This window comes from Aeromonas sp. SG16 (genome assembly GCF_024436135.1).
GTDB classification, from domain to species: Bacteria; Pseudomonadota; Gammaproteobacteria; order Enterobacterales; family Aeromonadaceae; genus Aeromonas; species Aeromonas jandaei.
The window spans coordinates 791837-805698 of the sequence record NZ_JANFNW010000001.1; the positions used below are offsets into that span (position 1 = coordinate 791837).

10 protein-coding genes are annotated in these 13862 nt (G+C 59.3%); 3 read left to right on the plus strand and 7 right to left on the minus strand.

All coding sequences use genetic code 11. The features are described from left to right. Positions 1-310: 310 nt before the first annotated feature. Complete coding sequence (locus NOM67_RS03655) at positions 311-1600, plus strand: sensor domain-containing diguanylate cyclase (protein WP_041207692.1); 1290 nt, start codon at positions 311-313, stop codon at positions 1598-1600. An 87-nt stretch (positions 1601-1687) separates the two neighbouring features. Here NOM67_RS03655 and NOM67_RS03660 read toward each other — a convergent pair whose 3' ends face one another. Further along, the gene (locus NOM67_RS03660; protein ID WP_255933851.1) at positions 1688-3310 is read right to left on the minus strand and encodes an acyl-CoA synthetase; all 1623 of its coding nucleotides are present in this window, start codon (positions 3308-3310) and stop codon (positions 1688-1690) included. A 636-nt stretch (positions 3311-3946) separates the two neighbouring features. Between NOM67_RS03660 and NOM67_RS03665 the strand changes: the two genes are divergently transcribed. Then, positions 3947-5473 (plus strand): YfcC family protein, encoded by a 1527-nt coding sequence (locus NOM67_RS03665; RefSeq protein WP_255933853.1) that lies wholly within the window; start codon positions 3947-3949, stop codon positions 5471-5473. Positions 5474-5528: 55 nt separating this feature from the next. Here NOM67_RS03665 and NOM67_RS03670 read toward each other — a convergent pair whose 3' ends face one another. Further along, positions 5529-5717: a hypothetical protein gene (locus NOM67_RS03670; protein ID WP_255933855.1), complete on the minus strand. Its 189-nt coding sequence runs from the start codon at positions 5715-5717 to the stop codon at positions 5529-5531. Positions 5718-6199: 482 nt separating this feature from the next. On the opposite strand from NOM67_RS03670, the gene NOM67_RS03675 reads away from it, so the two are divergent. Continuing rightward, complete coding sequence (locus NOM67_RS03675; protein ID WP_255933856.1) at positions 6200-6739, plus strand: glycine zipper 2TM domain-containing protein; 540 nt, start codon at positions 6200-6202, stop codon at positions 6737-6739. Between the two features lie 107 nt (positions 6740-6846). Here NOM67_RS03675 and xdhC read toward each other — a convergent pair whose 3' ends face one another. The 5 genes from xdhC to guaD all read right to left on the minus strand — a co-directional run bounded on the left by xdhC (position 6847) and on the right by guaD (position 13827). Continuing rightward, entirely contained in the window at positions 6847-7332 is a 486-nt protein-coding gene (xdhC, locus tag NOM67_RS03680; protein ID WP_095592723.1) for a xanthine dehydrogenase iron sulfur-binding subunit XdhC, read from the minus strand. After that, positions 7329-8207, minus strand: coding sequence for a xanthine dehydrogenase FAD-binding subunit XdhB (xdhB, locus tag NOM67_RS03685; RefSeq protein ID WP_255933857.1), 879 nt, complete (start codon positions 8205-8207; stop codon positions 7329-7331). Before xdhB ends, xdhC begins: the two co-directional genes overlap by 4 nt. Further along, positions 8200-10518: a xanthine dehydrogenase molybdenum-binding subunit XdhA gene (xdhA, locus tag NOM67_RS03690; protein WP_255933859.1), complete on the minus strand. Its 2319-nt coding sequence runs from the start codon at positions 10516-10518 to the stop codon at positions 8200-8202. Before xdhA ends, xdhB begins: the two co-directional genes overlap by 8 nt. Before the next feature lie 311 nt (positions 10519-10829). Further along, positions 10830-12131: an NCS2 family permease gene (locus NOM67_RS03695; RefSeq protein WP_162516894.1), complete on the minus strand. Its 1302-nt coding sequence runs from the start codon at positions 12129-12131 to the stop codon at positions 10830-10832. Positions 12132-12510: 379 nt separating this feature from the next. Next, complete coding sequence (gene guaD, locus NOM67_RS03700; protein WP_255933860.1) at positions 12511-13827, minus strand: guanine deaminase; 1317 nt, start codon at positions 13825-13827, stop codon at positions 12511-12513. Positions 13828-13862: the final 35 nt, after the last annotated feature.

Below are 13862 nucleotides of genomic sequence, written 5' to 3' on the forward strand. Positions count from 1 at the left end.
ACAGTGAAAATAGTTTGATTAAAGACCTGTTTGTTGCCCTTTCTGCCGCTCGGAGTGGCGCATTTGATTGCCGGGCAATTTCTCTGCTGCTGGCCCACGATGCCGGGCCGATATGGGTGGGACAGTTATCTGAATAGCCACGGACTCAGCTGATTTCCTTTGACCACACCAACGATGACAATCGTGTGACATCGCGCAGATCCTGCGGAAATAAACGCGAAATATGGCCTGTTCAGTGCTTAATTTAAACCGTTGGTACATATATTCGCGCGGTATACAACGACTCCATTGACCAAGGATGGTTAACCACATGAAGGATGAACCCTTCTCCATTCGATTACAGCATGAGCTGGATCACCTCAAATCCATCTTCAACGAGACGGGCGCCTACATGTTTACCAAGGATCTGGAGGGGCGCTACACCTATGCCAATCAGGCTGTCCTCGACCTGTTTGGTTGCTCACTGAGCGAGTTGCAGGGGCAGGATGACAGTGCCTTCTTCGATCTGCACATTTCGGATTCCATCTCCCGCAACGACCGGCTGGTACTGGAACAACAGGTTGCGATCGCCAGAGAGGAGGTGAACTACCTCAAACTCACCGGAGAAAAGCGGGTTTACTGGAGTGTAAAGAAACCGCTCTACGACGGTGAGGGACAACTTATCGGCCTGTGCGGCATCTCCACCGACATCACAGAGCAAAAACTGATAGAAGCCCGTCTAGCCGAGCAGCACCAGTTGCTGGAGATCATCCTCGCCAATGTCGATGCCCATATCTACATGAAAGACAGCCAGCACCGCTTTCTCTACGTCAATCAAAAGGTCTCCGACCTGCTTGGCCTTCCTGCCGAGCAGATCATCAACCGGCGCGATGATGAGGTGATCCCGGCCGCCAGCGCCTGCCAGCTGTGGCGGCTGGACAACCGGGTATTCGAAACGGGAGAACTGCAAGCCGGAGAAGAGACGCTGACCGATATCGAGGGCAATCAGCACTACTACTGGTCGGTCAAGGTGCCCTTTCTGCTGGGGGATGGCACCCCGACCCTGATCGGTATCTCCTCCGATATCACCGAACTGCACCAGCTCAAGGAGCAGCTGCACCAGCAGTCGGTACGCGATGGCCTCACCGGCCTCTACAACCGCCGCTTCTTTTTCGAGATGTGCGAGAAGAACCTCAGTCTGGACATGCGCCACCACCTCACCTCGGTGCTGATGGTGCTGGATGTGGATCAGTTCAAGTGCATCAACGATCGCTTCGGCCATCCCCTGGGGGACAGGGCGCTGGTTCATCTGGGCAGGGTGATGCAATCGGTGCTGCGCAGCGAAGATGTGCTGGCTCGTATCGGCGGCGACGAATTCGCCATTTTACTGCCCAACACCACCCTCCAGGCTGCCGCATCTCTGGCCGAACGGCTGCGCCTGCAGGTGATGCAAAGCACGCTGCCCCTGCCCGATGGGGATGAGCTGGTCATCACCATCAGTGCCGGACTGGTGGAAAATGGCGAGGGGGAGCTGATGGAGAGCCTCTACGCCCGCGCTGATCAGATGCTCTATCAGGCCAAACAGACCGGCCGCAACTGCGTCGCGTGCAAGGCGCGATAGCTGGCTGACCAGTCAGGCACTCCCACCTCCTTTGTTTGCACTTATCCCATATTGCACACGCTGCTTTCACTCACGCCCGATTAGCGCCTAGCCCAGCTGTTTGCGCAGCACAAACTTTTGCACCTTGCCGGTGGAGGTCTTCGGCAACGGGGTGAAGATGATGCGCTTGGGCGCCTTGAAGTGGGCCATCTGCTCGCGACAAAAGGCGATAAGCTCCGCCTGGGTGGTCTCTCGCCCCTCTTTTAATTTTACGAAGGCGCAGGGCACCTCCCCCCACTTCTCATCGGGCATGGCGATCACTGCCGCTTCATCCACATCGGGATGGCGATAGAGCACATCTTCCACCTCCAGACTGGAGATGTTCTCCCCGCCCGAGATGATGATGTCCTTGGATCTGTCCTTGATCTCCACATAACCGTCCGGGTGCCACACTGCCAGATCTCCGCTGCGAAACCACCCCTCGGCCATCGCCTCGGCGCTGGCAGAAGGGTTCTTGAGATAGCCCTTCATCACCACATTGCCGCGCAACACGATTTCGCCCATGGTTTTGCCATCTTTGGCCACCGGCTCACCACTGACCGGATGGACCACCCGCATCTCCCCCTGCAGGGGTGATGCTACACCCTGCCGTGCCTTGAGACGCGACAGCGTGGTGGCATCCTGCCCTTGCCAGCTTCTTTGCGGTTCGCACAACACGCAGGGGCCATAGGTTTCGGTCAGGCCATAGACGTGGGTCACGTTTATCCCCATCGCCTCCATGCCAGCAATCACGGTGGCGGGGGGCGCAGCGCCAGCGGTCATCACCTTGATGGGGTGATCCAGCCCCTGCTTGAGCGCCGGATCGGCATTGTTGAGCATATTGAGCACGATGGGCGCTGCGCAAAAATGGCTCACCTTGTGCTCGTGCAACGCCTCATAAATGGCGGCTGCCTGCACATGACGCAGGCAGACGCTCACCCCGGCGGTGGCCGCCAGCGTCCAGGGGAAGCACCAGCCGTTGCAGTGAAACATCGGCAGGGTCCAGAGGTAGACGGGATGTTTGGGCAGCTCCCAGGAGAGCACATTGTTGATGGCGTTGAGGTGGGCGCCACGATGGTGATAAACCACCCCCTTGGGATTGCCGGTAGTGCCGGAGGTATAGTTAAGGGAGATGGCCTGCCACTCATCCTCTGGCAACCAGCCGGACTCATCGCCACTCCCTTGCGCAAGGAACTGTTCATAGTCGAGGTCACTGACAAGCGCCCCCTCCCGGTAGAGGGGATCGTCGATGGCGATGACCAGCGGTTGGCTCTCCAGCAGATCCAATGCCTTGCGCACCACAGGGCCAAACTCCCTGTCCACCAGCACCACCTTGCTCTGGGCATGCTGGAAGATAAAGGCCATCGACTCGGCATCGAGCCGGGTATTGATGGTGTTGAGCACGGCGCCGCTCATAGGCACCCCGAAGTGCGCTTCAAACATCGCCGGGATATTGGGCGCGACGATGGAGACGGTATCCCCCTCCCCGATACCGCGAAGCCGCAGGGCCGAGGCCAGCTGGCGGCAACGGCGGGCTGTCTGAGCCCAGCTCTGGCGCAGCGGGCCGTGGATCAGCGCCGGATAGTCGGGGTAGACCCGCTCCGCCCGTCCCAGAAAGCTGATGGGGGTCAGCGCCTCGTAATTGGCGGGATTTTTTTCCAGATCGCGCTGATAGATGTTCTGCTCTGTCATCGGGTTCCTTCCTCGCAGGTAGCAAAAGCGGGGCGCTCCCGGGAGCGCCGGCAACCATCGTCTGGCATCCTGCCAGATGGTGCTCGTATCGGGGATCACAGCCTACCGCGAGGTGATGGCCACAGGTATTAGCAAAACGTCTTAGAGGCGCTGCACCGACGACGCTAATCTGACCGAACTGCATTATGGTGCCTGTTTTTTCAACAACAAATGTCGACGGCCAATATCCTCAGCATAAAACCCGCCAAATAATGAATACGCTGATATTGGCATGCAACCAAACCATATTAGGTTGCAGGAGTATTAATATTGACATATTAACCAAGATCGCTTGCACGGATATTTATGGCATAAACAAGCGCGTCTATTTATTGCCAATGAATTAATAACAAACCTCCCATTAAATATATTTTGTGACGGCTTCCATAAAGCAGGCCCGCAGCGCTGTTCATGCGTCCCCTTGGCGGGTTATGGTTTCTTGGTGAAACAATCTACCGGATGTTCAATATCAGGCCAGATTTCTCGCCATACGATGCACCACAACCAGTGAGTTTACGCACTCCCGCTGCATGACGAAGGAAGCCTATCGACCCGATATTCCGCCGAGCCCGAACCTGCTTTATCGAGGAGCATTTTATGTGTGTCGAGCCGAATACCCAGACCCGCAGACAATTTCCCACCGCGTTTACCATTTTGTTTTTGATCATGTTGTTGGCCATCGGGCTGACCTGGATAATTCCGGCGGGAGCCTATGCCAAGCTCTCTTATAATGCCGCCAGCCATATGTTGACCATCAATACGCCGCAAGGGGAAACCCGGCGAGTGCCCGCCACTCAGTATGAACTGACCAGACTCGACATCAATATCGGGGTGGAGCAGTTCATCAACGGCACCATCCGCAAGCCCATCGCTATCCCCGGCACCTATGAGCGACTGGCCCAAGCGCCCAAGGGGCTCTCCGACGTGGCGGTGAGCATGGTCAAGGGCACCATAGAGGGGGCCGACATCATTGTCTTCATCCTGGTACTGGGGGGACTGATCGGCGTCATCAACAAGACCGGCGCCTTCAATGCCGGGCTGGTCGCCCTCTCGCGCAAGACCCGGGGCAATGAGTTCCTGTTTGTGGCGCTGGTCTGCTTTGTGATGGCGTTGGGGGGCACCACCTGTGGGCTGGAGGAAGAGGCTGTCGCCTTCTATCCCATCCTGGTCCCCATCTTTCTTGCGCTCGGCTATGACTCCATCGTTTGTGTGGGAGCCATCTTCCTTGCCGCCTCCATGGGCACCACCTTCTCCACCATCAACCCCTTCTCGGTGGTGATCGCCTCCAACGCCGCCGGCATCCCTTTTACCGAGGGGCTGATCTTTCGCGCCGTCGGCTGTCTGGTGGGCACCCTGGTGGTGATCGGTTATCTCTACTGGTACTGCAAGAAGATCAAGGCCAACCCGGCCTTCTCCTACACCTATGAAGATAGAGAGAGCTTCCGGGCCCGCTTCCTGAAAGAGGGCTCCCTCGATGAAGGGATCCCCTTCACCCTGCGCCGCAAAATCATTCTGACCCTGTTTATCCTCGCCTTTCCGCTCATGGTGTGGGGCGTCTCCATGGCTGGTTGGTGGTTCCCGCAGATGGCGGCTTCCTTCCTTGCCGTCGCCATCATCATCATTTTTATCTCGGGCCTGAAAGAGAAAGAGGCGGTCGAAGCCTTCACCCAAGGGGCGTCTGAACTGGTGGCGGTATCGCTCATCATCGGGCTGGCACGTGGGGTCAATCTGGTGCTGGATCAGGGGATGATCTCGGACACCATCCTGGCCTATGCCTCCAGTCTGGTGGCTGGCATGCACGGCGCCGTGTTTGCGGTGGCGCAGATGCTGGTGTTCACCCTGCTGGGGCTGGTGGTGCCCTCCTCCTCTGGGCTCGCGGTGCTCTCCATGCCTATCATGGCGCCGCTGGCGGATACCGTGATGATCCCGCGCTACATAGTGGTGTCGGCCTACAACTGGGGGCAATACGCCATGTTGTTCCTGGCCCCCACCGGGCTGGTGTTGGTCACCCTGCAGATGCTCGGCATCCAGTTCAACCAGTGGGTCAGGTTCGTGCTGCCCATGGTGGGTTTTGTGCTGGGATTTGGCGCCATGATGCTGGTGGCGCAGGTGATGATGGCCTGATTGGCTAACTTTGTGCACCCCCCCGTGCCAGGCGCGGGGGGTTCTTTTGTCAATCTTAATGACGTACCCGCCCCTGTTGGCGGAAGCAGTAGAGTTTGAAACTGATGTCGGCCAACTCAGCAGGCAACTCTTCACCCTGCTCGGCAAGTGGCTGATAGAGAGAGGCTAGCAGGCGCTCCGCTTGCTGCACCGTGATGATGTTGGCCTGAATGGCCGGGGTGATCCACCTGGGTAACATTGACATATCTCCCCCTCATTGCTTCGGTTCGGAGGTGGTCTCCTGTCTGGCGCGACCCCTTGGTGCCTAACGCCCCACTCTCCTTACCCCAATCCAAGCAAAAGGCTTGCCGTATTCTCTTATCGGCACAAAGACGATCTGGCTGCAGTGTTTTATCAATGAGTTGGCAGCAGCATATGGGAACTCACGCTCTGCACTTGATCTCGCGGGCGGAAGCAGTTTGCCACTTGCCAAACAACCGTCATTTTTTCATTGCAAAATGCGACTCATAATGGGCCGTCCACCCTCTTACTTCCCTTTCACTATCGCCACAATGGTCATTTTTACGGCGTTGTCGCCAAAGTCAGACACTTTTTCGAAGTGGCTGTTTTTTGACCTTGTCACCGGCTGTCGCACCCTCGTCCCTCTCGCCTTGTCCGCTGTAGCGGCTATGACAAGATGGCGCCAGATTGGAACAGCTCGAATGGACATTGCAGGAGAACAACAAAATGAACAGATCCATGATGGCAGGTATCGGTATTGGCGTCGCATCCGCACTGGCTCTGTCGGCGGCGGCCAGTGGCTCGTTCTTTACACCGACCCCCACCTTTGCCGAGGTGATTGCCAGCAAGCCGGTCACAGAGACTATCCAGACCCCGCGTCAGGAGTGCCGCAACGTCACGCTCACCCACCGCAAACCGGTGCAGGATGAGAACAAGATCCTCGGCACCGTGGTTGGCGCCGCGCTGGGTGGTGTGCTCGGCCACCAGTTTGGCGGTGGCAGTGGCAAGAAGGTTGCGACAGCCGCCGGAGCGGTTGCGGGTGGCTACGCCGGCAATCAGGTGCAGGGCAATATGCAGGCGGGCGACACCTATACCACCACCGAGCAGCGCTGCAAGACGGTGCAGGATAGCAGTACCCGCACCATCGGCTATGACGTGACCTACCGCCTAGCCGGTCAGGAGGGGGTGATCCGGATGAAACAGGCTCCCGGCCCCACCATTCCGGTCAAGGATGGCAAACTGGTGATCGAGCCGCAAAAAGGGTAATCAACCCGGTTAACGACTCAAAGATAGAAGGCCCGCCTCTTGCGAGACGGGCCTTTGGTTTTATTGCTTGTTACGCGGCTTTCGTCACCGAAGGGGCAAACTGCTGCTCAACCCTTGCAGCACTTCTTCACCGCCCGCACCACGTTCTGATAACCGGTGCAGCGGCACAGATTCCCCGACAGCCCTCGGCGGATCTCCGCATCGGTCAGCGGACGGCGCTCGGTCTTGTCGAGCAGGGCGGCGCTCGCCATCACGAGACCAGGGGTACAAAAACCGCACTGCACCGCTCCCTCCTCGATAAAGGCCTGTTGTACGTCGGAGAGCTCATTCCCCTTGCGTTCCCCCTCCACGGTACGAATGGATTTGCCATCGGCCCAGACCGCCAGATAGAGGCAGCTGTCGATAGCCGTGCCATTCACCCGCACGGTACAGGCGCCGCACTCACCGACACTGCACCCCTCTTTCACACTGATAAGCCCCTGCCCACGCAGGAAGTGGAGCAGCGACATGGTGGGCGACACAGCATAGGAGTAGGGTTTGCCGTTGATCTCGCACTGGATCTCTACGGCGGGACAGCTTTGCGGTTGCATCATAGGATCTTGCCTCCGGCACGTTCTACTGCGCAGGCGACCACCCGCTGCGCCAGGGTTTTGATAAGGTGCAGGCGAAACTCCTTCTCTGCCCGCCAGGAGGATCGCGGCGCCACATCGGCTACCACCGCCTCGGCAATCGCGGCCAGTGTGGCACGAGTCAGCGGTTGCCCCTCGGCCGCTGCTTCGGCGTGCGGGGTACGCACCGGGGTCGGGGCCGCCACGCCATAGGCCAGCCGCAGGCGCTTGAAGTGACCATCCTCAATCTGGCAGTAGGCGGCGCAGCCGATGGTGGCGATATCCATCGCATCACGCATGGCGTACTTGAAGTAGTGGGAGCCCACCTTGGGATGAGTATCCGGGGCAAAATGAAACGCCACCAGGATCTCCGCCGGTTGCAGCGCCACCTTGCCCGGGCCGGTGTGAAAACCGGCGATGGGAATGCGGCGTGTGCCGTCTGGCCCGGCGATCTCAAGCTCGGCCTCCAGCGCGACGGTAGGCGCCGCCGAGTCAGCACTGGTGGCGCCATTGCAGATATTGCCGCCATATGTGGCGACGTTGCGGATCTGCGGGCCAGCTATGGTGGCGGCCGCTTCCGCCAGCATCGGCAGGCGGCGCTGCACCAGTTCGCTCTCGATGAGCTCGGTAAAGGTGGTGCCAGAGCCGATGCGGATAGAACCGTCAGCCAGCTCGCTCACCCCTTTGAGTTCGGGCAAGTCGTGAATATCGACGATATGACGATAGGCGGTGTTGAGGTGATGGAGCTGGATCATCACATCGGTGCCACCGGCCAAGAGGCGCGCCTCGGGGTCAGCCTGACGCAGGGCGACCGCCTCGGCCACACTGTGCGCCTTGTAGTAACGGGCAATATCAAACATGGTGTTGCTCCTCCCCTGCTCCCTCGCCAATCAGACCCGCCGCGACAAACTCCCGAAACAGGGTTTTGGGGGTGATGGGCAGCTCATTGATGGCCACCCCGGTCGCCATGCGAATAGCGTTACGGATCGCTGGGCCCGGCGAGATGATAGGCGGTTCCCCCAGGGATTTGTGGCCATAGACCGACTGGGGCTCGTAGGTCTGCACGAAGTCGCACTCAAGCTCTGGCAAATCCAGCATGGTGGGGAACTTGTAGTCGAGCAGGTTGGGGTTGCGCACCACGCCGCTCTTGGCGTCGATGATCATCTCCTCGAACAGCGACCAGCCGATCCCCATCCCCATGCCGCCATGCACTTGCCCCTCTGCCAACTGCGGGTTGAGGATCTTGCCGGCATCGTGCAAGTTGAGGATGCGATTGATGGTCACCTTGCAGAGATCGATATCGACGCTGAGATCGACAAAGGTACAGCCAAAGCTCGGTGGGTTGGTGGTGGTCTTGTGGGAAACCTCGGAGGTGATCTGGCCGCCGATGGTAAGGTGGTAATAGGCGTTGACCGACACTTCGGCGACGCTGATCAGCACCTTGTCCGGTGCGCCGGCCAGCACCACGTAGCCGTCGATCAGGGTGAGCGATCCCACATCCTGATGACAGAGCTGGGCTGCCAGCGACAAAATGCGGGCCCGCAGCTGCAGCGCCGCCTGATGGATGGCAGGGGCTGCCACATAGCTCTGGCGCGAGGCGAACGAGCCCGGATCGTAGGCGGTAATGTCGGTATCCTGGGTCGAAATGACCCGGATCTGCTCAAATGGAATGCCTAAAGTCTGGGCCGCCATCTGGGCAAAGACTGTATCCGAACCCTGCCCTATCTCGGTAGCGCCGATCTGCAGATTGACGGTGCCATCCTGATTGAGCAGCATGCGGGCACCGGCAATTTCTACCCCCACCGGGTAGGTGTTGGAGCCGTAGCTAAAACACGCCACCCCGATGCCACGGCGTACCCGACTCGCCGGATCCTGCGCCAGACATTCGGCCTTGAGCAGTTCCCACTGGAACCGCTCGCCACCCCGGCGCAGACACTCGGGCAAGCCCGCACTGTAGATGGTCTTCTGGTTGACCTGATTGACATCCCCCTCGCGGGCCACGTTGGCGATGCGCACTTCGAGCGGATCCAGACCCAACTCGGCGCAGGCATCATCCAGCATGCATTCGAGGGCAAATACCACCTGCGGCGCGCCGTAGCCGCGCATGGCACCGGCGGTGGGCAGGTTGCTGTAGAAGGTTTTGGCGTCGTAGCCAAAGGCACTGCGCGGATAGAGGTAGCTGATCTTGTTGGCCCCTGCGCTGGCGATGGAGTGGCCGTGGGAGGCATAGCCGCCGGTGTTGGAGAGCACGTCGAGTTGATAGCCCTTGAGGGTGCCATCCCGGTTGATACCGAGGGTGCCGTCGATGGCAAAGCCGTGGCGGGTGCGGGAAGCAAAGAAGCACTCCTCCCGGCTCAAGGTCACCTTGACCGGCACGCCGCCGAGCTTGTAGCTCAAAAATGCCGCCATCGGCTCTTCCAGCACATCCTGCTTGTTGCCAAAGCCGCCGCCCATGTAGGGCTTGATCACCCGCACGCTCGACCAGGGCAGACCGAGGGATTTGGCCACCCGGCTGCGCACGATCTGGGGGATCTGGGTACTGCTGACCACGATGATGTGGTCCGGCTGATCCATGTAGGCGTAGCAGGTCACCGTCTCCAGATGGCAATGCTGTACCACCGGCGTCTGATAGTGCGCCTTGAACCGCAGATCCGCTGTTGCGATTGCCTGCTCCGGCTCACCCGCCCGGATCTGGCTTTGCCGCAACAGGTTGCCATTCGGATGGATGGGATAAGCATCCTCGGCCAGCGCACTGTGGGCATCCGTCATCACCGGCAACGGCTCGTAGGTGACCTTGACCAGGGCGGCAGCCTTCTCGGCGACCAGCGGATCGCGCGCCACCACGATGGCGACGCCATCGCCGAAGTGGCGCACATGGTCGGTGAGCAGACGGCGGTCTTTTACATCCCGCTTGGCCTCATCGAGGGACCAGGCGTGGCCGGCAGTGCGAAAACAGGTGGTGGGCACATCCTCGTGGGTAAACACGGCTTCGACCCCGTGCAGCGCCAGCGCCTCGCTGGCGTCGATGGCAAGCACCTTGCCGTGGGCAATATTGCTACGCACGTACTTGGCGTGGCGCATGCCGAGCATGATGTTGTCATCGGTATAACGGGCACTGCCGGTCACCTTGGCCTCGGCATCCACCCGCTTGAGCGGTAATCCTATGGACATGATCAAGTCCTTTTTCAGGGAAGAAAAATCCAGAACCGGGATAAAAAACAGCAAGATATGCGCCTGTTTCCCCCTCTCTCCCCGGCGATGGGAAGAAGTGTGAAGAGGATCCCATCTGTCTCCCTTTTTCTAGCCGGCAAGGTGCCTGCCGAAGACGAAACTGCAGCCCCCGATGAAACCAGAGCCCGCTGCGCTATCAATCTGGTAAGGGGATTTATCAAAATGGTACGGGGTGAAAATCAAAGGAACATGCAGGTTTGGCAAAGAAAAGCGGGGCTGCCGATGGCAGCCCCGAAACGGGCGGGTTATCCCTAAATAGCCCACCCCCCAGCATAGAAAATCACCAGCGCCAGGGCGATGATGACGGTGCCCGTGTTGAGCTTGTGCCACTCCTTGGAGCAGATGCGGCCAATAACCAGCGCACTGAAGCCCAGCATGATACCGGTGACGATGTTGCAGGTGAGCACGATAAAGACGGCGCACAGCAGACCGGACATGGCCCCGACGAAGTCACTGAAATCGAGTTTGGTGACGTTGCTCAGCATCAGGAGACCCACATACATCAACGCCGGTGCGGTGGCATAGGCAGGCACCAGATAGGAGAGCGGCGCCAGAAACAGCATCAGCAGGAAGAGGCCGCCAACCACGGTAGCGGTGAGGCCGGTCTTGCCCCCCGCCGCCGTGCCCGCTGCTGATTCGATATAGACGGCGGCCGGAGATGCCCCCACCAGACCGGAGAAGATGCTGCTCACCGAGTCGGCACTCAGCGCCTTGCCGCTGTTGATGATATGGCCATCCTTATCCAGCAGATTGGCCTGCCCTGCCACGGCGCGAATGGTGCCGGTGGCATCAAACACCGCGGTCATCACCAGTGCCAGCACGCTGGGCAGCACCAGCGGCGAGAGCGCGCCCATGATGTCCAGACTGAAGATGAGAGACTTGCCCTGATCGTCGGAGAGACTCGGCAGAGCGAACAATCCCTGATACTTCACCGCCGGGTCAAAAATAAGGCCAAAGATGGATATGGCGATGATCACCAACAGGATCCCGCCCGGGACTTTGAGCTTCTCCAGCCCGAAGATCACCGCGAGGCCGAGCAGGGTCATGATGACCGGCATCGAGGTAAAGGCCCCCAGCGCTACCGGCAGCCCCTCGAGCGGGTTCTTGATGACCAGCCCGACCCCGTTGGCCGCGATCAGCAACAGGAAGAGACCGATACCGATACCGGTGCCATGGGCAATCCCCATCGGCAGGTTGTCGAGGATCCAGCTACGCACCCCTGTCACCGAGATGGCGGTAAACAGCACCCCCATCAGGAAGACGGCCCCCAGCGCCACCGGAATGGGGATCTGCTGCCCCAGCACCAGACTGAAAGCGGTAAAGGCGGTGAGCGAGATGGCGCAGCCGATAGCCATCGGCAGCTTGGCCCAGAGCCCCATCAACAATGAACCACACCCCGCCACCAGACAGGTGGCCACAAAGACGGCGCCCGGTGGAAACCCTGCCTTGCCAAGCAGGCCGGGCACCACGATCACTGAATAGACCATGGCGAGAAAGGTGGTGAGCCCGGCCAGCACCTCCTGTCTGACGTTGCTGCCCCGCTCGCTGATCATGAAATAGCGATCGAGAGCGGTGAGCGGTTGCTGTTGTGATGCGGTCTTGCCGGTGTCTTGACTGGCCAGCCCTTCCACGCTGTTTGTCCTGCTGTTTGCTTGGGTCATACCCAACTCCTTCACAAGCGCCTGAATGTTTCATCACGAAATGGCGACAGGATCTGTGGATCTGCCATTGCACACGGAAGGTGCAACTCAGAGACCAGGGCTGGCAGCACAAATCAAACGTTTGCCTTGCTGATCTAAAAACCGGGCCATTTCAGGTTGGTCATCAGGGGATCGCCCTGATGTATCGCGGCGCTGGCGCCCCGGGCGGGCACGCCAGCCTCCGTATTCGTGGCAGGGCAGCATGCTTGCTGCCCTGCCCGGTTTATTCTCCCTAACCCCGTTCGTGGACCAGCTGACCATCCACATAGGTACGGTAGATGGCTCTGTCATCCCCCAAAGTCAGCAGCACAAAGAGCTTGTCGCGCAAGGTGGTGGAGTTGTCGTAGCGCAGCTGTTGCAGCGGGGTGGCGACCGGGTCGAGTACCACGAAATCCGCCTCCTTGCCCACGGCAAAGCTGCCGATCTTCTCGTCCAGCCCGAGCGAATGGGCGCCGCCCAGGGTGGCCAGATAGAAGGCCTGATAGGCCGAAAGGCGCTCCCCCTGCAGTTGCATCACCTTGTAGGCCTCGTTGAGGGTCTGCAGCATGTTGAAGGTGGTACCGGCGCCGATGTCGGTGCCCATCCCCACTTTCACCTGCTTGCGCCACGCTTTGTGCAGCTTGAAGAGACCACTGCCGAGATAAAGATTGGAGGTGGGACAAAACGCGATGGTGGAGTTGGTCTCTTTCAGACAATCCCACTCCTGCTCTTCCAGATGGACACAGTGGGCAAACACGCAGTTGTGACCGGTCAACCCATGCTGGTGATAGACGTCGAGATAACCCTTGTGCGCCGGGAAGAGGGATTTCACCCAGGCGATCTCGTCCTTGTTCTCGCACAGATGGGTGTGCAGATAGGTGGTGGGAAACTCTTCGCGCAGTCGCCGCGCCATCGTGAGCTGCTCGGATGTCGAAGTGGGTGCAAATCTTGGTGTGATGGCATATAGAAGTCGACCGTTACCATGCCAGCGCTCGATAAGCTGCTTGCTCTGTTCATAGCTGCTCTCGGCGGTATCGAGCAGATAGTCGGGCGCGTTGCGATCCATCATCACCTTGCCCGCGATCATCCGCATGTTGATGCGGCTGGCTGCCTCGAAGAGGGCATCCACCGACTCGGGGTGAACGGTGCCGAACACCAGCGCCGTGGTAGTGCCGTTACGCAGCAGCTGCTTGATAAAGAAAGTGGACATCTCGCGGGCATACTCGAGATCGTTGTAACGCCGCTCGGCCGGGAAGGTGTGGCGGTTGAGCCATTCCAGCAGCTGCTCGCCATAGGCCCCCACCATCTCGCTCTGGGGATAGTGAATGTGGGTATCGACAAAGCCGGGCACTATCATCTTGCCGCGATAATCGCGCACCCGCACCTCGGCCGGAATGCGATCACAGCCCTCCTCCCACTCACCGAACCAGTCGATGCAACCGTTGCGAATGATCAACAGGCCATCCTCGATAAGGCGGGCGTTGGACTCAATCTCCTCGGGCTGATCCACCACCCGGGTGATGTCGAAGAAGCTGCCGCGCACGGCTTTGACGGAGTTGTCGTATTTCATACCTCGTTCCCCTACTTTTTTATTGTTCTGTTGTG

Coding starts and splice junctions, on each gene's coding strand:
- NOM67_RS03655 (WP_041207692.1), top strand. CDS start 311: ATGAAGGATGAACCCTTCTCCATTCGATTACAGCATGAGCTGGATCAC.
- xdhA (WP_255933859.1), bottom strand. CDS start 10,518: ATGTCCATAGGATTACCGCTCAAGCGGGTGGATGCCGAGGCCAAGGTG.
- NOM67_RS03695 (WP_162516894.1), bottom strand. CDS start 12,131: ATGATCAGCGAGCGGGGCAGCAACGTCAGACAGGAGGTGCTGGCCGGG.
- NOM67_RS03660 (WP_255933851.1), bottom strand. CDS start 3,310: ATGACAGAGCAGAACATCTATCAGCGCGATCTGGAAAAAAATCCCGCC.
- NOM67_RS03670 (WP_255933855.1), bottom strand. CDS start 5,717: ATGTCAATGTTACCCAGGTGGATCACCCCGGCCATTCAGGCCAACATC.
- guaD (WP_255933860.1), bottom strand. CDS start 13,827: ATGAAATACGACAACTCCGTCAAAGCCGTGCGCGGCAGCTTCTTCGAC.
- xdhB (WP_255933857.1), bottom strand. CDS start 8,207: ATGTTTGATATTGCCCGTTACTACAAGGCGCACAGTGTGGCCGAGGCG.
- NOM67_RS03675 (WP_255933856.1), top strand. CDS start 6,200: ATGAACAGATCCATGATGGCAGGTATCGGTATTGGCGTCGCATCCGCA.
- NOM67_RS03665 (WP_255933853.1), top strand. CDS start 3,947: ATGTGTGTCGAGCCGAATACCCAGACCCGCAGACAATTTCCCACCGCG.
- xdhC (WP_095592723.1), bottom strand. CDS start 7,332: ATGATGCAACCGCAAAGCTGTCCCGCCGTAGAGATCCAGTGCGAGATC.